Annotated in this window: 14 protein-coding genes and 3 tRNA genes; 8 read left to right on the forward strand and 9 right to left on the reverse strand. The window is 35.3% G+C overall.

Going from position 1 to position 24298, the window contains the following annotated elements; all coding sequences use genetic code 11:
• Positions 1 to 37: 37 nt before the first annotated feature.
• Positions 38 to 547: a 3-hydroxyacyl-[acyl-carrier-protein] dehydratase FabA gene (gene fabA, locus ACFIL7_RS06310; RefSeq protein WP_273722474.1), complete on the reverse strand. Its 510-nt coding sequence runs from the start codon at positions 545 to 547 to the stop codon at positions 38 to 40.
• A gap of 237 nt (positions 548 to 784) precedes the next feature.
• Here fabA and irrA point away from each other — a divergent pair, with 237 nt between their 5' ends.
• Complete coding sequence (gene irrA / locus ACFIL7_RS06315; RefSeq protein ID WP_375610040.1) at positions 785 to 1297, forward strand: iron response transcriptional regulator IrrA; 513 nt, start codon at positions 785 to 787, stop codon at positions 1295 to 1297.
• A 46-nt stretch (positions 1298 to 1343) separates the two neighbouring features.
• On the opposite strand, the gene ACFIL7_RS06320 is transcribed toward irrA, so the two are convergent.
• From ACFIL7_RS06320 to ACFIL7_RS06335, 4 genes are all read right to left on the reverse strand, one after another.
• The gene (locus ACFIL7_RS06320; RefSeq protein WP_375634026.1) at positions 1344 to 1904 is read right to left on the reverse strand and encodes an SH3 domain-containing protein; all 561 of its coding nucleotides are present in this window, start codon (positions 1902 to 1904) and stop codon (positions 1344 to 1346) included.
• 1548 nt (positions 1905 to 3452) lie between these two features.
• The gene (gene rpsU, locus ACFIL7_RS06325; protein ID WP_375617550.1) at positions 3453 to 3686 is read right to left on the reverse strand and encodes a 30S ribosomal protein S21; all 234 of its coding nucleotides are present in this window, start codon (positions 3684 to 3686) and stop codon (positions 3453 to 3455) included.
• Between the two features lie 187 nt (positions 3687 to 3873).
• Positions 3874 to 5547, reverse strand: a complete 1674-nt coding sequence (locus ACFIL7_RS06330; protein ID WP_375617551.1) for a formate--tetrahydrofolate ligase — start codon at positions 5545 to 5547, stop codon at positions 3874 to 3876.
• Between the two features lie 689 nt (positions 5548 to 6236).
• Positions 6237 to 6313: transfer RNA gene (locus ACFIL7_RS06335), tRNA-Arg, on the reverse strand.
• A 367-nt stretch (positions 6314 to 6680) separates the two neighbouring features.
• Here ACFIL7_RS06335 and ACFIL7_RS06340 point away from each other — a divergent pair.
• From ACFIL7_RS06340 to pgi, 3 genes are all read left to right on the forward strand, one after another.
• Positions 6681 to 7820 (forward strand): efflux RND transporter periplasmic adaptor subunit, encoded by a 1140-nt coding sequence (locus ACFIL7_RS06340; RefSeq protein ID WP_375634028.1) that lies wholly within the window; start codon positions 6681 to 6683, stop codon positions 7818 to 7820.
• A complete protein-coding gene (locus tag ACFIL7_RS06345) occupies positions 7817 to 10954 on the forward strand; it encodes an efflux RND transporter permease subunit (RefSeq protein ID WP_375642746.1) in 3138 nt (1045 codons plus the stop codon). The genes ACFIL7_RS06340 and ACFIL7_RS06345 overlap by 4 nt, the downstream gene beginning before the upstream one ends.
• 190 nt (positions 10955 to 11144) lie before the next feature.
• Positions 11145 to 12809, forward strand: coding sequence for a glucose-6-phosphate isomerase (pgi, locus tag ACFIL7_RS06350; RefSeq protein WP_375634032.1), 1665 nt, complete (start codon positions 11145 to 11147; stop codon positions 12807 to 12809).
• A 317-nt stretch (positions 12810 to 13126) separates the two neighbouring features.
• Here the strand turns inward: pgi and ACFIL7_RS06355 are convergent.
• Positions 13127 to 13216 (reverse strand) — tRNA-Ser (locus ACFIL7_RS06355).
• Positions 13217 to 13501: 285 nt separating this feature from the next.
• On the opposite strand from ACFIL7_RS06355, the gene rplU reads away from it, so the two are divergent.
• The 4 genes from rplU (at position 13502) to ACFIL7_RS06375 (ending at position 19544) form a co-directional block, all read left to right on the forward strand.
• Positions 13502 to 13981: a 50S ribosomal protein L21 gene (gene rplU, locus ACFIL7_RS06360; protein WP_375629522.1), complete on the forward strand. Its 480-nt coding sequence runs from the start codon at positions 13502 to 13504 to the stop codon at positions 13979 to 13981.
• Positions 13982 to 13993: 12 nt separating this feature from the next.
• Positions 13994 to 14263, forward strand: coding sequence for a 50S ribosomal protein L27 (gene rpmA, locus ACFIL7_RS06365; RefSeq protein ID WP_100130483.1), 270 nt, complete (start codon positions 13994 to 13996; stop codon positions 14261 to 14263).
• 1402 nt (positions 14264 to 15665) lie between these two features.
• Entirely contained in the window at positions 15666 to 18197 is a 2532-nt protein-coding gene (gene ptsP / locus ACFIL7_RS06370; RefSeq protein WP_375633222.1) for a phosphoenolpyruvate--protein phosphotransferase, read from the forward strand.
• A gap of 1257 nt (positions 18198 to 19454) precedes the next feature.
• Positions 19455 to 19544: transfer RNA gene (locus tag ACFIL7_RS06375), tRNA-Ser, on the forward strand.
• A 469-nt stretch (positions 19545 to 20013) separates the two neighbouring features.
• Here ACFIL7_RS06375 and ACFIL7_RS06380 read toward each other — a convergent pair.
• The 3 genes from ACFIL7_RS06380 to ACFIL7_RS06390 form a co-directional block, all read right to left on the reverse strand.
• Entirely contained in the window at positions 20014 to 21234 is a 1221-nt protein-coding gene (locus ACFIL7_RS06380; RefSeq protein ID WP_375636329.1) for an MFS transporter, read from the reverse strand.
• Between the two features lie 2028 nt (positions 21235 to 23262).
• Positions 23263 to 23586: a cupin domain-containing protein gene (locus ACFIL7_RS06385; RefSeq protein WP_375683447.1), complete on the reverse strand. Its 324-nt coding sequence runs from the start codon at positions 23584 to 23586 to the stop codon at positions 23263 to 23265.
• The gene (locus ACFIL7_RS06390; RefSeq protein ID WP_375683448.1) at positions 23579 to 24295 is read right to left on the reverse strand and encodes a YqcI/YcgG family protein; all 717 of its coding nucleotides are present in this window, start codon (positions 24293 to 24295) and stop codon (positions 23579 to 23581) included. Before ACFIL7_RS06390 ends, ACFIL7_RS06385 begins: the two co-directional genes overlap by 8 nt.
• Between the last annotated feature and the right edge of the window lie 3 nt (positions 24296 to 24298).

Consider the following 24298-nt stretch of genomic DNA (forward strand, 5'->3'; position numbering starts at 1 on the left):
CAGAATAGTGAAAAGTTCTTTCTGACGGAAATAACGTTCAATCTTCTTTGAATAAAGCAACGCGTAAATCGTTCGCCTTATAAATAGTCTCTCCATCTGCTTTTAGCCACCCATCAGCTATTCCTAAGACTAAATTTCCACGTCGAATACGCTTAAAATCTATTTCATATTCAAGAATTTTGGTTTGTGGAGTTACCATCCCTGATAACTTTACTTCACCTGTTGATATTGCTCTTCCTTTGCCTGGTTCGCCTAGCCAACCAAGAAAAAAACCTGTTAATTGCCACATACCATCCAGTCCGAGACATCCTGGCATGACGGGATCGCCTATAAAGTGACAATTAAAGAACCACATGTCTGGTGTAATGTCAAATTCGGCGCGAACCATTCCTTTATCGTATTTACCATCAGTTTCACTAATTTGAGTGATTCGATGAATCATTAACATTGGCGGTGCTGGCAATTGCGCATTACCTCTACCAAACATTTCGCCGCGAGCGCAGCTTAGAAGCTCTTCATAAGTGTAGCGAGACTTTTGTTCAGCCATTGTTACTCCATTTATTTGCATATATCTTTATTTCTATTTCTGCGCTTTTCCCAACCTACTTTTAGAGCAAATTTTAAAGAGAGGGAAATGATTTTATATCATTTTTAATGACAAAAGCCTTTTTTTATGTATTCTACATAGGTAATTATTTAAAAATGGAATACAAGATTACACCATACTATTCCCATTTTTTTGTATTTTGATCTTATTTAGCAGGAATATATTTGGGTTTGTAATATGTCAGTGAGTGCAGACAATTTAGATATGAATGAAGAGCAGCAGTTCACAAAAGAGTGTGGAAAAATTGTGCAATATTATTCCATTTCTATGTTAGAAAAACGTTTGCGTCAAAATGGTCTGCGTCCAACACGTCAGCGGTTGGAACTTGCACATATGATTTTTTCTCAAGGAAATCGTCATATTACTGCTGAAGAGCTCTATGAGGAAGCGGTGAGGGCAGGTGTACCTGTATCTTTAGCAACGGTTTATAATACGCTTCATCAATTTACGGAAGCGGGATTATTACGGATTATTGCCGTAGAAGGCTCAAAAACTTGGTTTGATACCAATACCTCTGATCACTACCATTTTTATATAGAAGGCGAAAATCGTATTCTTGATATTCCTTATAATTTGGAAGAAGCTCCCATTATTAGAAATTTGCCTAAGCCACCAGAAGGTATGGAAATTTCACATGTTGATTTAATCGTGCGATTGAAACCAAAAAATCAATCTTGTGATAGGCAGTGAGGATATTCAATGAGGAATAAAAATTAAACTTGTTGAGTTTGAGTATTCACCAACCTTTTACTTTTTCATCAGGATAGATTCCCCATAACTGGGGTTGCTGAAGCCATCCACGTGTATTATTAATGTTTAGTTCGCACCATTGTCCATCACATTGGAGGATATTACCAATGACGTTAGGTTCTACTTCCGCCACAAGTTCTGCGTTGTCGGTGGGTTTTTTTCGTAGCATCAGCCTTTTTGTTTTATCTTTTTGCCATGGAATAGTTATAGCAGTTCGCTTTCCCGATAAAAGCGATTGATACACCCATCCCTCATCGCCTTCTGCATCACGAATTTTGCGCCATTGATCATATTCTTGAATGATTTCAATAGGTAAGCCCTTCTTTTTGTAGGTGAAAATGATAGAATAGTTGCTTCCTGGTCCGACGCGTACATTAACGCTGGTGGGTTTAATCGAAGCAAATCGCGGAAGTGGTAAACCACTGGGCCCTAAATTTTGATTAAATGTTTGTGCATGCAACAAATGAGGTGAACCCAATACAATGACTATTGCTATTAAGATACATGATATGAGTATTGAAATGCGAAACCAACGAGAATTTTGCACACCGAACTCCTTTATTTCGTCATATATTGGAAATTTAAAATCTGAAAGATAAGACTGGAAACTGATAAAAAGTATGACACATTGCTCGTTAAAGAGATCTAAACGATGAAAAAATTGCTACAAAAATATCAAAATAAGGAAAACAAAAGGTTTGTATTTCTTAGTGCTTATCTTGTTTATGAGGGAGTAGATATAAATAAACATGAGATTTTTATGTAGCTGTAGGCGTGATAAAACAGTAAAGTATACTGGAGCCTTAGCAGTTTTTGTACAGGAAATTAGGGCTAAAGTATTGCATCTCTTTTCTGAGTTTGTTTCTCAAAGTAAAAGTGCATGTATGCATATTATGAACAAAGAGCTGTTCAGTAAAGGGATTATTGTGTGGCTTGAAAAGAAGTTTTGAATGAACAAAATAATACGATAAATAAAACATTTAAGCGTAAAAATATGAGCAACATTTATAGAGTAGATTGATATATGAAGGCTAATTTTAACAGGATACTTTTTCGTGATAATTCATTTATAAAATTTGCTACACTCTAATCTTATGCCATGATAATGCTTATCCGTATGGTAGATAAGCTGGCTTCATCGTTCTATTTACCAGCTTTCAATGTTATGCTATTCCTATTATTTATGGTATTCATAAGAAGCCTTTTTGTTTTTTCTTAAATAGCTTTTATTCTATTTGCGTACGAATCCCGCTTATGATGTACAAGAAAATAATCTTCATTGATTCAATATGAGAAAGTGTTGAGAAACTTTAACTCGTTATTTAAATTTTAAAAACATTTCCATCAAAAATGGTAATAAAAGGCACATTCATCCATATTAAAACACAGTGTTTTCTCTGTTTATTGTCAATTTTTTTTCTCTAACTCAGTATAGAAGAAAGTTGAATGAAATAGAAAGGCTTATTCGATACACTGATGAGGGTAATTACATAAGTGATGAATAGAAGAAATTTATCAAGAAAAAAGAATCTATAGTGCAGTGGTTGAAATTCGTCATCCTTTAGAGAAACAGAATCAAGAGATATAAAAAGTTATGGAATTATATCGTTTCGTTACATAACTGAAGGGAAAGAGGATTATGAATTTGATATTATATTTTACACACAATCGCATATTGCGATAGTTATTTTTGTTTTGTAATCAGACCTAGGATGATCGAAAGATGTAGAATATTTAATGACAAAAAAGAAATTCATCATGAAATTTGTACATAAGAAGCAGTGATGTAATAGATATCCAGAAGGAGAAAATTATAGTGAAAAGTGATAATAAAACACCCCGCACTCAATTTACATAGGAAAAAGTCGCTTAAATATCTCAAGTGTAGTTTGTTATCTATTTTTTGAAATATAAGAGTGAAATAAAAACCACCTCTATGATAGAAATCTTATTATTTTCAAATAACTAACATATTAGATAACATTGTACACAAAAACCCACACACAAGCAATTTATTGCAATCGCCTATGAAGATAAAATTTTCTAGTAGCTTACTATCTATTGCTTATGCAATTATATAATATTATAAAGTATATTACTTTACCGCAACAGTCCGTCCGTTACTAACAAAACCCTCTCTTTGCGCACGCTTACGAGCAAGCTTACGTGTACGACGAATAGCTTCAGCTTTTTCACGAGCACGCTTCTCAGATGGCTTCTCATAATAAGTACGCATTTTCATTTCACGGAAGATACCTTCACGCTGCATCTTTTTTTTCAACGCACGGAGCGCTTGGTCAACATTATTATCACGAACGAGTACTTGCACTATCTATCCTGCTTTTTTCAGTGTCATAAATGATAGGAAAAAACCTACGTCCTTTTAAAGGCATATCCAAAAGGACAAACGCTTATATCATATAAATAAGACATTTGTCTATATCGCTTTTTAAAATTCTATTTTTTTTATAATAAAACGCTTTTTATAATGAATGATAGAATTTACGGTTATAAATTTATGAAAGTCCTTGTATTTGATCATTTTCGTCAAGATGAATTTTTTCAGCCGTGGGATAATGGGGTAGTCCCGGCATGGTCATAACATCTCCACAAATGACAACAATAAAGCCGGCTCCCGCACAGAGACGAACTTCTCGTATGGGAATTTCAAAATCAACAGGAGCGCCGTATTGCTTGGGATCAGAAGAAAAAGAATAAGGTGTTTTTGCCATACAAATAGGGTAGACGCCAAAACCTTCTTTTTCCCAAGTTTCAAGTTGTTTGAGAATAGGGGCTGGGATGATGGCGCCACGTCCACCGTATAGCTTTGTTATAATACAATTAATTTTTTGAACGAGTGGAATATCATCTTGATAGAGAACTTTAAAATCAGAATCGTGCTTTTCAATCAAGGTAACGAGTTCTTGTGCAAGTTCTATAGCGCCTTTTCCACCTTGTTCCCAATGCTTACAGATAATAGCTTTGTGTCCAGTTGTTGCAACTATTTTTTGTAATGTTTTTATTTCAGCATCGCTATCGCTGTCAAAATGATTGATAGCCACAACACAAGGAATACCGTAGTGCTTCATATTTTCTATGTGTCGTAAAAGATTGGCAGCTCCTTTTTCTAAAGCGGTAATATTTTCTTCTGTCAGGTTATTTTTATCCAGACCACCGTTCATTTTTAATGCACGAATAGTTGCGACGATCACTGTAGCATTTGGTACAATACCTGCTTGCCTACATTTGATATTGAAGAACTTTTCTGCTCCAAGATCTGCTCCAAACCCTGCTTCTGTGACAACATAATCAGCAAGTTTTAAAGCAGTTTTTGTTGCTATAACTGAATTGCAACCATGAGCAATGTTGGCAAAAGGTCCTCCATGAACGAGAACAGGATTATTTTCAATTGTCTGTACGAGATTGGGTTGTATAGCATCTTTGAGAAGAACTGCCATTGCACCTTCCGCATTGAGATCAGCAACGGTGATGGGCGTTTTATCATAACGATAAGCAACAATAATTTTCTTGAGTCTTTGTGTAAGGTTTTCTAAATTTTCAGAGAGACAAAGAAGCGCCATAATTTCTGATGCAACAGTAATATCAAAACCTGTTTGGCGTGGAAAACCATTTGTTATGCCCCCCAATGAAATGACAATATCGCGCAATGCACGATCATTCATATCAAGAACGCGTTTCCAAACAATGCGACGTGGATCAATGTTTAGAGTGTTTCCCCAATAAAGATGATTATCTATCATTGCGGCAAGAAGATTATGAGCAGCTGTAATAGCATGAAAATCACCGGTAAAATGTAAATTAAGATCATCCATTGGAATGACTTGCGCATAACCACCACCAGCAGCACCACCTTTTACACCAAAACAGGGACCTAAAGATGGTTCTCTCAAGGTAGCTATTGTTTTTTTACCAATAAGATTAAGAGCATCACTTAGTCCAACTGTTGTTGTTGTTTTGCCTTCTCCGGCAGGTGTGGGATTGATAGCTGTGAGAAGGATAAGTTTACCATCTGGATTTTTATTAAGCGATTTTATGTATTCAGAAGAAATTTTAGCTTTATCATGACCATAGGGAATGAGATTTTCATGTGAGATACCAATTTTTTGTGCAATTTCAATAATATGTTGCTTTTTAGCAGTGCGAGCAATTTCAATATCAGTTTTAGGCATGGAAAAATTCTTTAAACTTAGCTTTTATTAACGTTTGGGATCTGTACCCCATGGATTAATTAGAAAAATTCATAGAGAACAGAAAAATATTAAGATATCATAGAAATCGATGATATGCCATGCAAGAGATAATGCTAAAGAAGCACAAGAAGAGTTTTATTGTTTTTTAGGAAAAAGAATCTTTGGTTTGCAACAAATGCTGATGATATTAATGGATACCATAAGTGTTTCATAGTAGTACGTTTGAGAAGTAGTTTATTTATTCTTTCCAACAACACACTGAAAAAGTTTCACATGGTGGTAAACCGGAATTTATGGCGGCACATCTGAAGTCCCTCTTAAGATGGGACTGCTAGGAATAAAATATCCAGAAGCATCCAGTTATGGAATAATTAGAAATAAGCACGTAAAAAATTACCTAACTGAGTAGAGAGTATAATCCGGAAGAGACCAAAAACAAGCGCATAGATTGAAAAAAGAAAACAACAACACACGCTACTCATGCAATCGCTACGATTATAAGCTAATAAAAGCACCTTAGAGCTGAATTGAAGGACTCATAACATCTTATTTTAGCAAAATGGCTAAAGAAACGACTCACAACAAAATGAAATGACAAAATACAAAATAACAAATCACAAAATAAAGAATTTAAAAAGTCTGACTTTATAAGAAGATATTGTTGATGATGGCGCACCCGAAGAGATTCGAACTCCTGACCCCCAGATTCGTAGTCTGGTGCTCTATCCAGCTGAGCTACGGGTGCATACATTTCAATTTTTTACATTGTCTAAGACAAAGGGTTCCTAATCGTTTCATTAAAGAAATGCAAGTGAAACTTGGATAGTAATAAAAAAAATTTCTCTTTTTTATGAGATATTTTAAAAAAAGATATAATATATTATGGCTTCAGTTGGTTTTGATATGAACATTTTTTTATCATGACCATACAAAGCAATATGAACGATAGTTAACTTGACGTTTTAATCTATGAAAGATAGTCAAGCAGAGATGAGATGTGTTTTTTGCGGTGGGGGTAAGATATATACACCCGCTGTTGGGTTTTTGTGTAAAACGCCGATATTACTGTTGAAAACTATTTCAGATGAAGATGGCACAGCAAGGGCGGATGTATGGCGTTATTAAAAAAGAGCTTTCCATTGGTGTTTTTAATCGTTGTTTTAACGGTTACCTATTGGGCTGGAAAAAAGAGTGCGGACCAACCCATTTCTATGGTGGATAAAACAAGAGTATCGGATAAAGCTTCAAATGAAAAAATGGGAAGGCCACCGGTAAATGTTGTCGTTGATCTTGTAAAAGTTCAAGATCTTTATGAACAACTTAACGTTCTTGGGAGTGGAAAAGCTCTTGCAGAAGTCGAGCTTACCCCTTTATCCTCAGGTGTTATTGATAAGCTTTTTGTATCAGCGGGTACAAAAGTACAAGCCGATGATGTGATTGCAAAGCTTGATTCTAAAAAAGAAGAAATAGCGGCTGCAAAAGCAAAAGTGCAACGTGATAACAATGCGTTAACGCTTTCGCGCATTCTTAAATTACGCGCCAGCAATACAGCAACGGAAGTTCAAGAAATTATGGCACGCTTAGAATTGGATAACGCAAATTTAGTTTTGCGTAATGCTGAATTAGATCTCGATCGGCGAACAATTCGAGCACCGATTCCTGGAGTTGTTGGTATTTTGCCCGTTGATGCGGGGAATAACGTGGACCTTAATACTGTAATAGGCCGTATTGAGAATAGAGAACGTATTTTGGTCGATATATGGGCCCCTGAACGATATGTGTCGCGCATCCATAAAGGAGATGAGGTAACGGCAACGTTAATCGCGCAGCCAGATAGATCTTTTGTTGGTCATATTTATGCGATTGATAATATCGTTGATCCAGAAAGTCGCACACTTCATGTTCAGGTTGAAATCAATAATGAAAAAGATACGCTCATGTCTGGTATGTCCTTTTCTGTTTCCTTGCAGTTTCATGGTGGTTCTTTTCCTGTCGTTAATCCTCTTGCAGTTCAATGGAATAGTAAAGGATCATTCGTTTGGCGTGTGAGAGAAGGAAAAGTAGAGTCTATTCCCGTAACAATTATTCAGCATAAAGCGTATCAGGTTTTCGTGAAAGCTCCCCTAGAAAATGGTGATCAAGTTGTCATTCAAGGGGTGCAAATGCTTTATCCAGGAAGTAAAGTAACTATTGATGATCCAAAGTCTCTTCAACAGCAATTATCAGTAGGTTATGGAACGGATATACAATGAGCCAAGAATTGAGCACAAAACAGCCTACGTCAAAGGTGGAGCAAGGTGGTCTCATTACCTTATTTATTCGCAGACCGGTTTTTACTCTTGTTTTGAATGCTATGATCATCATTGCAGGATTTGCAGCATGGTTAAATGTTGATGTAAGAGAATTACCCGATGTTGATACTCCCGTAACAACGATTGTGACGATGTTTTCTGGTGCATCGGCGGAAACAATTGATCGTGAAGTTACAAAAATTATAGAAGATGCTGTTTCTCGTGTTTCAGGTGTTAAGGCGATTTCTTCAACGTCTTCTTTTGGACGCTCCCGTGTGAAGATTAACTTTAATGTCGGTGTTGATTTGAATGTTGCTGCATCTGATATTCGTGATGCTCTCTCTCGTGTTACCTATTCTTTACCGAAAGATGCGGATTTGCCTTTGATTATTAAAGCAGATTCGAATGCTGCTGCCATGATGTATTTGGTTGTAACGTCACCAACAATGAGTGTTGATGATTTAACCACGATTGTAAACGATCAGATTGTTGATGCTATTTCTGCTGTTGATGGTGTTGGTGATGTACAGGTCGATAGTGCTCGCACAAAGATTTTTCAGATTGATATAGATCAAGCAAAACTTGCAAGTTATGGATTAACTGTAGCAGATATTTCACGTGTTCTTGCTGATATGACAACAGATGTGCCAGTAGGGTCATTACGCAATTCTAAGCAAACTTTAGTTGTACGTGCTACTGCACGTTTAACAACACCAGAATCTTTTGAACAAGTTGTTTTAAAGCCTCATGTGCATCTTGGTGATGTTGCGCATGTTACTTTATCGCCGGATATAGAAACAGTTATTCTTCGTATCAATGGAAAGACAGGTATTGGATTAGGTATCGTGCGTAAAGCACAATCCAACACTCTTAATATTTCTGAAGGTGTGAGAGCCGTTGTTGATAATCTCAAAAGTATTGTTCCTTCTTCTGTAAATATAGACGTTATTAATGACGATGCAATTTTTATTAAAAGCGCTCTTCATGAGGTTGAAGTTGCTTTGGTCATTGCTATTTTGAGCGTTATCTTGGTCATTTTTCTTTTTCTCAGAGACATTCGTGTAACGCTGATACCTGCTTTATCTCTTCCTGTCGCTTTGATTGGTACCATTGCAGCTATTTATCTTGTAGGGTTTTCATTGAATATTCTCACATTTTTAGGACTTGTTTTAGCAACAGGGCTTGTTGTGGATGATGCCATTGTTGTTCTTGAGAATATTGTTCGGTGGCGCAACATGGGATTAGGTTCCAGAGCAGCAGCGGTGATAGGAACACGTGAAGTATTTTTTGCTGTTTTAGCAACAACATTGACATTAGTGGCTGTGTTTGTTCCTATTTCCTTTCTTCCTGGGCAAGTTGGAGGACTTTTTAGAGAATTCGGTTTTGTTTTGGCAATTTCTATTTTGCTTTCTTCAATTGTTGCTTTAACGCTTTGTCCCATGTTGGCTTCACGTTTTCTCAAAGAACATATTGAGGAGAAAGAGGAAAAGTCCCATCATTATTTTACTTTTTTATATAAATTAGGTACTTTTTTTCATAAGGCATATACGTACAGTTTGCATAAGTGTTTAGAAAAACCTTGGGCTGTTGTTTTTGCTTCACTTATTTTTGGGGGGCTTTGTATTGGGGGCTATATGAAACTGCAACAGGAATTAACGCCAGCAGAAGATAGAGCTCTTATCTTTTTGGTCATTAATGGACCACAAGGTATTTCGACACAATATTTGAACGAGCAGGTAGAGCAAATTGAAGCAAGTCTACAGCCATTACGTGATGCAGGGGAGATTGCTAACAGTTACTCTATCGCGGGTATTGGAGGTTCACCCAATACTGCTTTTTTGATTTTATTGCTTTCATCTTGGAATAAACGTTTACGTAGTCAGCAAGAAATCGTGAAAGATGTTAATGCAAAGGTTAAACAGTTTCCCGCAGTTTTTGTGTTTGCTGCGCAGGGAAATTCTCTAGGTGTGAGTGGAACTGGGCAAGGGTTGCAATTTGCAATTCTTGGCAATGATTATGCAACATTACAACCCATTGCTGATAAGCTGGTTAGTGCTTTACAAGATGATCCGCGTTTTATTCGCCCACGCCTTACTGTTGATGCAACACAACCGCAATTTTTTATTGAAATCAATCGAAAAAAAGCCTCCGATTTAGGGATTGATATCACGAATTTGGGCGATACATTACAAGCAATGTTGGATGGTAAAAAGATTGGTTCCATTAACGTGGATGATCATTCTTACGATGTTAAATTGATATCGCGTACAAATTCTATGAAGAGTCCTAGCGATTTAGAAAATATTTTTTTAAAAACCAAAGACAATCGATATGTTCCTTTATCGGTTATTGCGCGTTTACATGAAAAAGCTATTGCTCCCCAACTAAAACGGGAAAAACGCATGAGTGCTGTTATTTTAAGCGCAAATCTTGCTCCAGATATTGCTTTAGGGGAAGCTTACCAAACTGTACAGAAAATTGCTTCTCCTTTGTTATCGAAAGGAACCTACTTGGTTCCTTTAGGGGAAGCCGAAACGCTTAATGAAACATCTTCCAATTTTATGATTGTTTTTGGCATTGCCTTTTTGATTATTTTATTGATTTTGGCTGCTCAGTTTGAAAGCTTTATTTCAGGATTCATTATCATGGCCACTGTCCCATTAGGGATTGGTTGTGCTGTAATTGCTATGCTATTAAGTGGTGTAAGTCTTAATATTTACAGCCAAATTGGATTAATTTTGTTAATTGGTGTTATGGCAAAAAATGGTATTCTCATTGTTGAATTTGCAGATCAATTACGCGATCAGGGAAGAAGCGTGCGTGAAGCCGTAGAAGAAGCAGCAAACATTCGCCTTCGTCCAGTTTGTATGACAATGATTTGTGCCATTTTAGGAGGTATTCCTTTGGTTTTGGCCAAAGGTGCTGGCGCAGAAGCTCGTATAGCTTTAGGTTGGGTTATCGTTGGTGGCTTAGGTTTAGCAACTATTTTTACGCTTTATGTTACACCGGTTGTTTATCTTTTTTTAGGGCGTTTTATAAGACCAAAAGCAGAAGAAAATTTACGCTTAATAAAAGAACTCAATCAAGTTAAATGATGTATATGATAGAAAAGATTTGAAAGTTTATTCTTGTAAAAATATCATTTTCGGATCTTATACTTTATATTTTGTATATTCCTTCATTTTTATGTGAGCAGTGAAAATAGCGATCAATAAAGGAGATGCTTTCTGCTTTGTTATTGTTTGGGCATAGATTTCATTATCAATAACCGTATAGGATAAGCTTATGGGAGATAGCTTTTCGATTCGAAATGAAATGGCTTTTGAAGCCACATTAAAAGCTTTAAGAAACCATGCCGCAAAGGATGGGGTCTATGATATTCGTCGGCATTTTGTAGAAGATGAACAGCGTTTTTTCCATTTTTCCCTCAGACTTGATGATCTTCTTTTCGATTTTTCAAAATGTGGTGTGACATTTAAAACATTGCAACTTCTAGATGATTTAGCTGTCGCAGCAGATGTGTTAGGCCGGCGTGACGCAATGTTTTCTGGTAAGGCTATTAATACAACTGAAAAACGCTCAGTTCTTCATATTGCGTTACGTTTACCTGCTGATGAAATTTTCATGTTGGATGGTCATAATCTTATTCGCGATATTCAAGACGTCCTTGAAGATATGGAAAGATTTTCTGAAAAGGTGCGTGATGGCAGCTATAAGGGAAACAGTGGCGAGAGAATAAGTGATATTGTCAATATTGGTATTGGTGGTTCTGATCTTGGTCCTGCAATGGTCACATATGCTTTAAAACCTTATCATGATGGTCCACAGTGTCATTTTGTTTCTAATGCTGACAGTGCCCATATTTCTGATACTCTCTCTATTTTGAATCCAGCAACAACGCTGTTTGTCATTGCTTCTAAAACTTTTACAACGGCTGAAACAATGGTCAATGCTCAAGTTGCACGTCAGTGGATTTGTTCACATTTAGGAGAAGAAGCCATTGGTACGCATTTTGTTGCTGTTTCAAGTGCGCTTGATAAAGTAGCAGAATTTGGCATAGATTCCACAAGAGTTTTTAAATTTTGGAATTGGGTGGGAGGACGTTATTCAATTTGGTCAGCCATTGGACTTGTTGTTATGTTTGCAATAGGTGGTGGAAATTTCCGCCAATTTCTCAATGGTGCATTGCAAATGGACCAACATTTTAAAACAATGCCTTTGCATAAAAATATTCCTATTCGTTTTGCTCTTTTAGGATTCTGGCATCGTGTTATTTGTGGTTATTCATCACGTTCTATCATTCCTTATGCACAGCGTTTAATACATTTTCCAGCTTATTTACAACAGCTTGATATGGAATCAAATGGTAAGCAAGTCTCGCTGGATGGAAAACCATTAAGTTTTTCAAGTGGTCCAATTGTTTGGGGGGATTCAGGAACAAATAGTCAACATGCTTTTTTTCAGCTTCTGCATCAAGGAACAGATGTTATTCCTGTAGAATTTATTTTATTTATAAAAGGGCATGAGAAAAATTTACATTCTATGTATGAGATGTTGCTAGCAAACTGTTTAGCACAGTCAAAAGCCTTGATGAAGGGGCGTAGTATTGAAGATGCTCAGCATATCTTGATAAAAAATGGAGTTGATGAACGTGAAGCAGGTTATTTAGCTATTCATAGAAGTTTTAAAGGAAACCGTCCCAGCATTACGCTGGTTCAGGATTTATTAACACCTTTTGCACTCGGTCGTCTTATTGCGCTTTATGAACATCGTACTTTTGTTGAAGGGATTTTAATGAATATTAATTCATTTGATCAATGGGGTGTTGAGCTTGGTAAAGAATTAGCAAACGAGTTACTACCAATTCTTCGTGGAGAAAGTAAAGCGGATAATCGTGATAGTTCAACATTAGGGTTGCTAGCACATATTCAAGCAAGACGTGCAAAATAATATAATTTTACAGTAGGTTTTGTACTAACTAAGCAAAAGTAGAAGGAGGAGAAATATGAGATAATTCTTTAATTTTACTATGCCTTCTCTTATTATCTGGATTAGATTTATGTAACAGAAAATCAAAAAAGTGCAAAAATTGTAAAAATGAGAATTTATTCGCAAAAACGATAAAGACCTTTGAGAGGTCTTTGAAGACCCTTTGAGCCCCCCCTTAAAATCCTTCGAAAAAAATAAATTGGTACAAAACCTGCTGACAAGCTACAACCGGAAAGCTACGATTAAAGACAGTTTTAATAATATCGCTTTATAAACTGTGGCGGAGAGAGAGGGATTTGAACCCCCGATAGAGTTGCCCCTATGCCGCATTTCGAGTGCGGTGCTTTCAACCACTCAGCCATCTCTCCATAATAAAGTGAAACAAAAATCGGCACTATTTGAGTGTATAAGGGGTAGATAACCTTCAATTGTTTTTGGTACAACCTTTTTTTCTTTTTTATGGGACTTTATTGACAGAGAATAGAAATTCCTTCATATATACAAAATATAAGCGTGGGGAAATCTGCGCATATTTGTGTTGAAGAAGGTTTTATCCTTCTTTGGGATCTATTACGACTGATAAAAAGCAGCCTATTTTCCCTTATTTCAAGGCAGAAATTAAATAAGAGCTGGAGTGAACGGAAGGATAAAAAATGTTCGCAGTCATTAAAACTGGTGGTAAGCAATACCGCATTGTTGCTAATCAAGTGGTAAAAGTTGAAAAAGTTAGTGGAAATGCGGGTGATGTTGTTGAATTCAATGACATATTAATGGTTGGGCAAGAAGGTAATGCGGTTATTGGTACCCCTGTCGTTGCTGATGCATTGGTGACAGCTGAGATTTTAGAACAGGCACGTGGGCGCAAGGTTATCGCATTTAAGAAGCGCCGTCGCCAAAATTCTAAACGCACGCGTGGCCATCGTCAAGAATTTACGAGGCTTCGTGTTTTAGAAATTTTAATGGGTGGTTCAAAACCTAAAAAAGTTGCTGCGAAACCTATAAAAGAAGAAGAAACTACACCACAAGAAACAAAAGCTGCTGCTTCTGTTGAGAAGACGGCTAAAAAAACGGTTGAAAAAAAGACTGCGCCGCAGAAGAAAGCGTCTGTAGCATCAAAGAGTAAGAAAGATTAAAGGAGAGCGTCTATGGCACATAAAAAAGCTGGTGGTTCCTCGCGTAATGGTCGTGATTCAGAATCGAAACGTCTAGGCGTTAAAAAATTTGGTGGTGAAACCGTTATTGCCGGAAATATTATTATTCGCCAGCGTGGTACACGTTGGCATCCTGGTAACAATGTTGGTATTGGAAAAGATCATACGCTTTTTGCATTATCAAATGGAAAGGTTTCTTTTCAACGCAAAGCGGGTAATCGTTCCTATGTTTCAGTCATTCCTATGCTGGAGGCAGCAGAGTAATCTGTAACACTCTCTAGCCATCAACGGGATTTCATTGAATTGTAGTTGTGGTTTTATAAGTATTCAAAGGGAAAGATGAATCTCATCTTTCCCTTTTTGCGTTGGTACTATAATAAATGTAGAAGATAAAAAGGTAGAATTGGGGAAATGGCTTTTCTCAATGAGGGAAAAAGTTTGTGCGCTGTTATGTTAGTATTTAAATACTGAACATATTGATATTATGATAGAGTTTATTGATAAGTTTCTGTATAATAATCAGTGAGGAGAGACTTTCTTTTTATGTATGAAGAAGCGTTGAGTAATTTCTTATAAGAGAAGCAGTTTGTTTTCAGAAAATTATGAGAAATTTAATGAGAGCATTATTGATGTAATCATTTTGATAAAGATGGGTCTTTTTATCGGCATTGTGGTATTGATGAGTTGTCATACTGTTTTTAGGTGGTAGTGTGGATAGGTGGGGATATTCATTTAAAAAGACATAGGGATAAAAATCCATAAGAAGGTAGTCAAAACTACTTTGAAAGTGACGTGCATTAAGGAATTTTCGGTAAATCGAGAGTGAAATTATATTTTTAAGGATTACGGTGTTTAAAGATATAAAAATAACCAACGTGCAATCAGCGCCCTTCAAGAATATTTTTTCTGATTTCACTATTATTGTGTATTGTTGAAAATAAACAAGCATAAGAGCTAGGGTTAAGGCAATAATTGCTTTTCATTTTTTACTTTATTTATCTTATTTGTAGAGTTTTTCTTGATTTTAGTAGTTGGTGATGGTGCTTGGGGGGGGATGTCGTACTTTGCAAATGTGCGACAGAGGGCATTGTGTATTTGCGATATTGATTGAAGTAAAGGTGTAGCTTAAAATATATAAATATTATATATCGAGAGTTTGATATCATAAGAGATGGGTAGCACGGAATAAAGATGATAAGTTGCATGGAGCAATTTGTAATTATGTAATGAATTTATAAAGAGGGATAATAGGTTAAATAAACTTTGAGGAATCAATTAAAATATTAGCTGAAGTTACGGATGATTAGGAAGGATGCTTTCTTGTAGGGAGAATAATGAAAAGTTATGTTGGATAACTTAGGATAATGAGAGCATTTTGAAAGCATAGTTTTTCAGGTGATTGGTGCTGTAAAAAATGGGGTTTTGTCTTTGTAAAGTAAAAGAGTAAGAGGCAGACTTGTTTATGATGGTTTTAAGCACTTAGGTGGATAATAATATCTAATTGTTTTATCGGTTATATTGAGGTATTTAAGCACCTCACTTAGCTATATTCTGTAGAATATAAAGAGAGCTGTGGTGGTATTTATAGCTTGTATTTTGGGAAATGCAGCTTTGAAAAGGAATGTATCAGAGATATTGGTGTTCAAATGTGAGGCAATTTGAATTCATGATGAGATATGAGAAAGCAGAAACAATGAATGTAGATTTTACTGATGGTGAAATCTTGTCTATAAGATCTGTACAACTTGCAGCTGCTTTTGATCATAAAAATGATGCAATTTATGCTGCTGCTGAATTGCTTGTGCAGGTTGGTGCAGTTGATAAGTGTTATCTGGCAAGTATGCTTGCACGTGAAGAAACAACCAATACTTGGCTTGGAAATGGTATAGCCATTCCTCATGGTATGGCTGAAAATCGTGATTTAATTATCAAGGATGCTGTTGCTGTTATACAGGTGCCTGCTGGTGTTGAGTGGCAGGATGGCAAGAAAGCATATTTGGTTATTGCCATTGCAGCGTGTCCAGATCGCTATAGAGAAATTTGTAAAAAATTGACGTCTCTTTTATTTGATAAAAAACAGCTTGAAGTACTTGCAACAACTATGGACAAACAGCAAATTGTTACAACTTTGTTTGACCAAGAGATGAAGATAGAAAAAACTTTTATTGGTGACCTTTCGGTGTGTCAGGAATGGACTTTAGATTATCCAAGTGGTCTTCATGCACGACCAGCTTCTCTATGGGTTGATTTTGCGAAAAAGGCTCAAAACTCTATCAGAGTTCGCCATGGTCAATATACCGTTGAAATGAAAAATTTGGTTGGTTTATTGCAATTAGGAGCAAAAAATGGTGATGTTCTGATTTTTTCTACAGATGCTGCAGAAGGAGCACAACTTCTCAATGATGCCATTGCTATTGCAAAAAAAGTGAGTATTAGTGAAAAATGTCTGATGAGAGCAATGGAATCTCAAACAAAGGCTTTTCATGGTTGGTATCCACGCTCTATGCAAAAAGGCATTTCTGGTGTTGGAGCGAGTTCAGGATTAGCATTTGGTAAGATTTTTGTTTTAAGGCAAAATGATATTTCCATAATAGATCAGCCAATTGATTTTGCAGCTGGTGCAGCATGTCTTGAAAATGCTCTTACAAAAACAAAACATAAAATGGCATCTGTGATTTCTGATATTACAGTGCGTATGGGAGCAGATTCTGCTGCGATTTTTTCTGCGCAAATGGTTTTGCTTGAAGATGAAAATTTAATAGCTCAAGCTTGTCGTTTTATAGCGGAAGGTCATGGTGTCGCTTGGTCTTGGGATAGAGCGGTTCGTCAATTTTCAGATATGTTTTTTAAGGTAGATAATCCTTTGTTAGCAGCACGTGCTGTTAATTTAGTTGATGTTGGTCGACGTGTTTTAGGTGAAATCAATCCATCCTATAGATCGTTCTTTTTAAATGATATTCCACATGGTGTAATTCTGGTTACAAATGACCTTTCTCCTTCTGATGTAGCACAACTTGATTGTACAAGGGTAAAAGGATTAGCAACAGCATGGGGAGGTCCATTATCTCATACAGCTATTTTGGCGCGTACTCTTGGTATTCCAATGGTTGTTGCTACAGGTGATGATATTTTAGCAATTCAGTCTGATATTCAGGCTATTATTGATGGCGATAACGGGTTTATTTATCTTGATCCTACGCTTGAAGACGTTGAAGATGCTCAAAGGCATATTGATACTGTTGCGCAAAAACGTGTCAGTGAAATAAATGCATGTAGATTACCAGCGCAAACGACAGATGGTCAAAGAATTCGTATCATGGCTAATGTCAACTACGCAAATCAGGTTCCTGTTGCGCTTGATTTAGGGGCTGAAGGTGTTGGACTCATGCGCACGGAATTTTTGTTTTTAGAGAATCCATATATTCCGGATGAAGAGCTACAATTTAATATATATCGGGCGATGATTACAGCTGTAGGAGATAAGCCATTAATTATTCGTGCACTTGATATTGGTGGAGATAAACAGGTTACGCATTTACATTTATCTAAAGAGGACAATCCTTTTTTAGGTGTTCGAGGAACGCGGCTTTTGTTACGTCGACGTGATCTTTTTGTGCCTCAATTACGTGCTTTATATCGAGCGGCAAAAGAGGGTGGAGATCTATGGATTGTGTTTCCGATGGTCATGTCTGTTTCAGAGATTGTCGCTATAAAAAAGATTGCAGAAGAAATCCGCAACGATATTAATGCACCAAAATTAAAACTTGGTATTATGATCGAAGTTCCAGCAGCGGCCATTATGGCAGATGTATTGAGCGCCCATGTTGATTTTTTTTCAATTGGAACCAATGACCTAACACAGTATACAATGGCTGTTGATCGGCAAAATCCGTACCTTGTGTCTGAAGCTGATAGCCTTGATCCAGCAGTTTTGCGTATGATTTATCAGACTATTCAGGGAGCTGCACAACATAAGTGTTGGGTTAGTGTATGTGGTGGTATGGCTGGAGATCCTTTTGGTGCAATGATTTTGACTGGATTGGGAATTAATGAGCTTTCTATGATATCTTGCGATATTTCTCCAGTAAAGGCGTGTTTACAGACTCATAGTTTTGAAGATATGAAAATTTTAGCACAAAAAGCATTACAATGTGAAACTGCACGAGCTGTACGTGCTCTAAGCAAGGATATAAGGTGATAAAGAACATTAAGGGGAAAGAACGAGCTCATTTTGCAGACTAATCAGATCTTTAGTGCTGTAAAACATTAATACAGTATATTAATTTATAATGGTAATTTATCGTTTTACATAATGAGAACCCTGAATATTGTAGGGTTTTTTCGTTTTAAAGTTCTCTATATTTAATTAATAAAAATTACTCTTTTATACATTACAAGGAGGAGTAATGTATGGATAAAAACACTCTAAGAAAGAATAAATTCCTTTTATGCATTCTCTCAAATAGCAATAGATATTTTAACATTAGGCGACAAATAGCTTGATAGTACTTGGCTTTTACTTTTTATTTAAGGAAAGATGATGCTATCCAATAGATTTTATACCATTCATAGATACCGTATGAGGTAGATGTGGCAAGCTTTAAGAGATGTTTTTTTACAAACGTGTGGATGAGAAAGAAAATAGTATTTTTAGAGTATTCTGTTTTGTGATGAGACCATATCACGCTTAAAGAATGCGATAATCAAAAGTATGAAGTAATACGTAATTTCTTTTAAATAATTGAGATTACTTTAGATATTTTGAAAACTGTAAAGCTGAATTTAAAAGTATATGGTAAAAATGAAAACAGGTTTGCATTTTTATTATTTTGTATTTGATCAAAATGAGACTATTTTTTCATTTCAGAAAATAAAATATATTCATACATATTAAATTAAAAATGCAAAGTTTTTTTCTGAATTTTATTTTCTTTAGTATCAACTAAATATAGAAGTGTGAAATTGAATAGAGGATTTAGAGTAGGGCTTATTATATAATCCTATGAAAGAGAAAACTGACACCATCACACTATTTTACAGCTCTCAATGTTGCAAAAATTCGTGCTATTTAAGAAAATGCATAAGAGCCACTTATCCTCTCTTAAAATGTTCTTTCCCCACATACCATCCCTTCCTATGACGTATAAGTAAGTGATTTTAATTATTTGGTTGTGTAAAACTATGGACTGTATGCCAATTTTAAGAGAAGTATTTTTTTGTGAAGCAGAAAGTGCGTAAATGAGCATGAAAGTTTATAACTGGTGACAATCTTTTTATTCTCATTATTGTATTCTACAAACCTATCCACGAAAAAAGTTTTTTCTTAAAAAGAAGGGATGTGCTTGTTATTCAACAGATAAAAGCTCTTACTTTAATAAATGAATTTGTTTTTTGGGTTTTGAATGTATAGTTTAGACTTGCACGTTATTTCTTTCTGGGTATAGTGCAAACTTCTGGAGAGGTGGCCGAGTGGTTGAAGGCGCACGCCTGGAACGCGTGTATATGGGAAACCATATCGAGGGTTCGAATCCCTCTCTCTCCGCCATTAATTTAAAACGAACTTTCATATGCTTGATATGACATAGTTTAAAAAGCTCAGCATTTGCAGGATTTTTTATTGTTTGAATTTGACCAGTTCGCGTCGATCTATGCCTATCATTATGTACACCTAGAAATTGCTGTTGAATTTCCATGAATTTTATACTTTTTAAGCTCCTCTCCTCTCGATCTTTAGATAACCTGATCTAGCATAAACGATCTCTTCAAATATCATTAAAGGATTTTTGCCATTATCACTAACTTCTGGTAGAGCTTTTAGAATTAATGGTGATCATAGTGCTATTTGCAATTTCGTTGCTTAACGGGCTAAATGCGTTTTATCCACATGAGAGGTAACGAACACCTCAGCTTTTCTCACGCAATGTGCTTATTTAAAATTAATGTCATGAATATTTGTACAAAATTTTTATCTATACGATAATCAAAAAAAGGCTGACGTAATAATTGAATATCATTCATGTGGCGCTTTCTTTTATCTTTAAGCTTTGTATGTAAATAGATAGTCCGTGCAAAATAAATAAAGGGGCGCAAAAGCCTATAAATACACATAGGATGTATAATATAGAAAATGAAAAAAAATTTCCTGCATATAAAAGCACAATAGAAAATAAAGCTGTTATGATGCGTACACTGGCATCGCCTGCCAAAATCACCTCGGCTAAATTTTCACTAGGTGTTATAGCTTGTCCAATTGTTATTCCCGATATCCTAAAATAAAATTGCCCAATACCTAATAAAAAACCCATAATATAAAGGGAATATTGAGTAAAATTTAAATATAAAACAAAAGAGATTGCGATCACGGCAAAAGCCGGTGCCCCCCATACAAAAAAACGAATTAAAGATGGAAATTTCCGTAAATAATAAGATGAGATAAGACCATTGATCACAAAACCCAGTGCTAACAAAGCAAAAATAGAATTTTGAATAGCTGTAAATTTTATATTATCTGATGTTATAGAAGCAAGAACAAGTGGCAATAAAACAATAGGCCCCGTATAGAGAGAATTATTCAAAATACGATTAATCGTTAAAAAACGCAACGCAGAAATCCGCCAAAGGCACCTGAACCCAACTCCATAAGCTTTTTGAGATGGCTTTTTTAATAGCTCTTTTGCTCTGTTTAGTTGTTGTATAGACTTTATACGAAACCATAAGCAGGCATTCAAAAGATAGATAAATACAATAAAGGCTATGGCTATTTTGTGCCCCAAATGCGCAATTATAAAATATATAAGCAATGGGGATATAATAACAAAAAACTGACAGCAACTAGTGTAAAATGCAAAAATTCCAGCTTTTTGTTTGGGAGCTGGAACCAGCTGATTCAAGGCACTATTGTTATTTGGGTTATCAGCCCCCATCAAGAGAGCAAGTAAAAAAAATACAAATAAAATAAGTACCGGATTGTTCATAAATAATAAGAAAGACAATAAACAAGCGCAAATAATTTGACTATAAAACCCAATTATAAAGCCTTGATAGTACGCCAACACATTTCCCAAACATAAGCCAGCAATTCCAATTGCGATTAAATTAACGACATTTAAAGTAGCAGACGCTTCTCCCGTTGTATCTTGGAATTGTAACAAAGAAAGGCCAATAGATAATACACCACTAGCACAAAAACTCGTCAAACAACCAATCACAATCATAAGAAAAACAGAATTACGCAATAGCCTCCCCCCTCTTAAACAGAGACTCAAGCCATTTTATGATTTTCTCCATTGTCGAATATGGTTCGGTACTAAATTCCAGTTTTTCATAAAAGTTTAGTCTAAATGCGTTATAGACACTTATTTTTCGCAAGTCATCTGTCAGCATGAATTCTATACTTGGCAACGTTGTACCCATAGATTGAGACAAATAATAGGAAATTACTTTCCAATACATATAGGTACGCTCTCTTGCCAAATAATTTTCCAAGGCATATTTCAAGTGACAACCACTTAAAATATATTTCGGACAATGGTGCAACGGATAATAAATACAAATAGCACCGGCTTCATGTCCCGGACAAGAAGAAATATTAATATTTTTATCATTTCATAATATTATAAAAACGCTCAGTGAGCAGATCTTCCAAATTTAGTCTAGTCACAACAAGATTGGTTGCTAATTTTTGAGAAACATGAGACCAAGCCTAAAGTTCCAATAACCTTTAAGTCAGATTCTGGATAAGCTTTTTTTAAATTTTCCACCCATATGTCTCTGTGACATATAATAATTGGCTCATCTCGTCTGAATGAACAAGATGTAATTCTAAACCAATATTATCACAAAGTTTTGAGCTCTTGAATTCTCCGTATCCTAATCTGGTATTCTTAAATCATCATAGGAACTAAGAATTTTTAAGTATTCCAACTTTTATTAAACTTTGTAACAATCTATTAGAATCTCCCCTTCACTGACTTCGACAATTATTTTCTCACCACTACAAGAACAAAAAATTATCTTTGAATTTTCTTACTTTTAGAAAGAAAAATGAGCAATACTTTTCCTTAACTAAAAGAAACACGCTCTATACCTTTTTCTTTATGATTATCAAAAAACTATCCCGTTACAATTAACCATCAATTATTAGGATAAATATTCTGCGTTTAGCTTAATAAGCTGTTATAATCAATGTTTCTCTCTGTTTTAAAAATCAGAGTTTTTTCTCCTAGAGATACTCATAATTTCTTTACAATTTTTCCAAAAAAAAGCCCCCTTTAACATTGCTATTAATACGATCATCCTGAGAAGTTTTATACATACACACTTCATTATACGGAATTCTATGTATTTTTTTAACTTACTCAACTAACAAACATCTTTTAATGGACAAAATAAATCACGAAATTTGTGTGCTGTCACAATTCGAAAAACAATCATATATCTCCCTCCAATGATAGACGATGTCATTAGAAGAAAGCTTTAATGATATTGGTAGAATAAATTAACCAGAAAAAATTGCAGCGCTGATGGAATAAATTCTATTTTATACCTTGTAATTCTATCTAAATTTTAATCATTTTTGTTAAAGGTTCTTATGCAATTTTTTCTACATTCAGCATCATTTTACCACTTGTTGGCAACAAAAGATTAATAGCTAAATTCACCTATGTCATAATAGTTCTTTTTTGGGTAAAATAGGACATCTTCAATTTCGATATATAAATATTTTAATTCTTTAATATATTCTCTTCACATGCTTAGATTAACAACACAACAAAACCCAAAATAAAAATATTTATTTTACTTAAGTTATTGAATATTATTTAAAAAGTATGGAAATAAAGTGATGCAAGAGTTAAAAATTATTTAAAAATTCAAATCCATCTACATTTTAGAGCCATCACGCATGGTAATAGCAGTTTTCATTAGGTATACTAAATATGCTTGATAACTTTTCTGCTTCATGCTTGTAGGGAGTTTCAGATAGAGATAATACCAGAATCCATTCGTGAATGCTCGACAATAAAGCTTTAAACAAAATTATTTCCTTTTTGTTTAATCCGTTAAGCTTGATTCATTTTTTTCCTAAAGAATAACGTTCTATTTTGTGCTGTAAAATGCCGTTTCTGAAAAGCTTCTACGTTGATTTGGGTAGAGGACGTAAACTTCATAGCCTTATTTTCCGCAGAATCTATGGGCGCATTATGGGAAGCAGGAGTAAAAGAATAAAATCCTGTATGAGAAAGAATCCATTAAAGAGCGTGCGGTTACCCATCTCTAATATCTCCAATAGTGAGATTTTCTGTAGCAATTGCATATATGCATCCTACATCTGCCGCAATTGATTTGTGCCTTGTATTGGCAGGTAGATGTATAATATCTCCTGGTGTACAGGTTATATGTTTTTCGCTATAGAAAAAATCTAACTCTCCCTCTATAATTAAGAGAGTTTCATCGCCCTGGTGAATATGCCAATCGTGTATTTTTTTTGGAAAATCTCTTTGTATCTCTATTGATCCTTGCTCTGGAAGCATCATTTTGAATATATCATAGATATTTTTATTTAATTTAATTTTAGAAAATTTAGTCATTATCGTGCTCCATTATATGATATGGGCAAGGTGGGGATTCAATATTATTATCTTGCAGGAAGTATTGCGTCCATTCTCTATTTTGGGGTTTGCCATATTTTCCTAAAAAAGGAGATTTTGTTATAATATCAAAAGGTTCAAGTCTTTTTGTTACAGCGGAGAATGCATTTTTTGCTTTTTGTTCTGTATCGAGCAGATCAGAAAAAACCCACCTAGGCTGGAAAGTTAACATAAATGTAGAACTTCTCCTACTTATTCTGTTTATATGGGATGGGGTATTGCAAACTATAAACATAGGCTCGCCATGAAAGCAGAACTCCCATAAAGGATTGTCCATATTTTTTGGTATATGCTTAGGCCATTCTTGGTCATCAAGAGTTCGCAAATCTTTAAGTATAGACCAGAATTTTTCTCTATAAACTTCGATACTTTGTACGGGGGCAGGCTTCTCGAATGCAACAAAAGATGTGTTCTTTCCAAAACTTTTATAATTATCGCAATAAGTTATCAGGTCTTCCATCATATTTTTTGCGGTCAACTTATTGTAGAACCCAAATCTAAGCATATTTTTTGAGTATCCATTTACACCGAATAGACAGGGAAAAGGTCTAATTGTGTTATTCATGGTTGCATTGAATTCTTTAAAAACGACCTGCTTCCATTTTTCATATTTGTCTATATTTTCAATTATTTGCGCTGCTGAATCCATGTT

It is taken from the genome of Bartonella sp. AP3QHHD, assembly GCF_042195765.1.
GTDB lineage: Bacteria > Pseudomonadota > Alphaproteobacteria > Rhizobiales > Rhizobiaceae > Bartonella.

What these genes read in the sequence shown, in the direction of transcription:
- fabA (WP_273722474.1), bottom strand. Translation starts at nt 547, where the DNA reads ATGGCTGAACAAAAGTCTCGCTACACTTATGAAGAGCTTCTAAGCTGC.
- ptsP (WP_375633222.1), top strand. Translation starts at nt 15,666, where the DNA reads ATGATGAGATATGAGAAAGCAGAAACAATGAATGTAGATTTTACTGAT.
- ACFIL7_RS06340 (WP_375634028.1), top strand. Translation starts at nt 6,681, where the DNA reads ATGGCGTTATTAAAAAAGAGCTTTCCATTGGTGTTTTTAATCGTTGTT.
- pgi (WP_375634032.1), top strand. Translation starts at nt 11,145, where the DNA reads ATGGGAGATAGCTTTTCGATTCGAAATGAAATGGCTTTTGAAGCCACA.
- ACFIL7_RS06345 (WP_375642746.1), top strand. Translation starts at nt 7,817, where the DNA reads ATGAGCCAAGAATTGAGCACAAAACAGCCTACGTCAAAGGTGGAGCAA.
- irrA (WP_375610040.1), top strand. Translation starts at nt 785, where the DNA reads ATGTCAGTGAGTGCAGACAATTTAGATATGAATGAAGAGCAGCAGTTC.
- rpmA (WP_100130483.1), top strand. Translation starts at nt 13,994, where the DNA reads ATGGCACATAAAAAAGCTGGTGGTTCCTCGCGTAATGGTCGTGATTCA.
- ACFIL7_RS06385 (WP_375683447.1), bottom strand. Translation starts at nt 23,586, where the DNA reads ATGACTAAATTTTCTAAAATTAAATTAAATAAAAATATCTATGATATA.
- ACFIL7_RS06330 (WP_375617551.1), bottom strand. Translation starts at nt 5,547, where the DNA reads ATGCCTAAAACTGATATTGAAATTGCTCGCACTGCTAAAAAGCAACAT.
- ACFIL7_RS06390 (WP_375683448.1), bottom strand. Translation starts at nt 24,295, where the DNA reads ATGGATTCAGCAGCGCAAATAATTGAAAATATAGACAAATATGAAAAA.
- rplU (WP_375629522.1), top strand. Translation starts at nt 13,502, where the DNA reads ATGTTCGCAGTCATTAAAACTGGTGGTAAGCAATACCGCATTGTTGCT.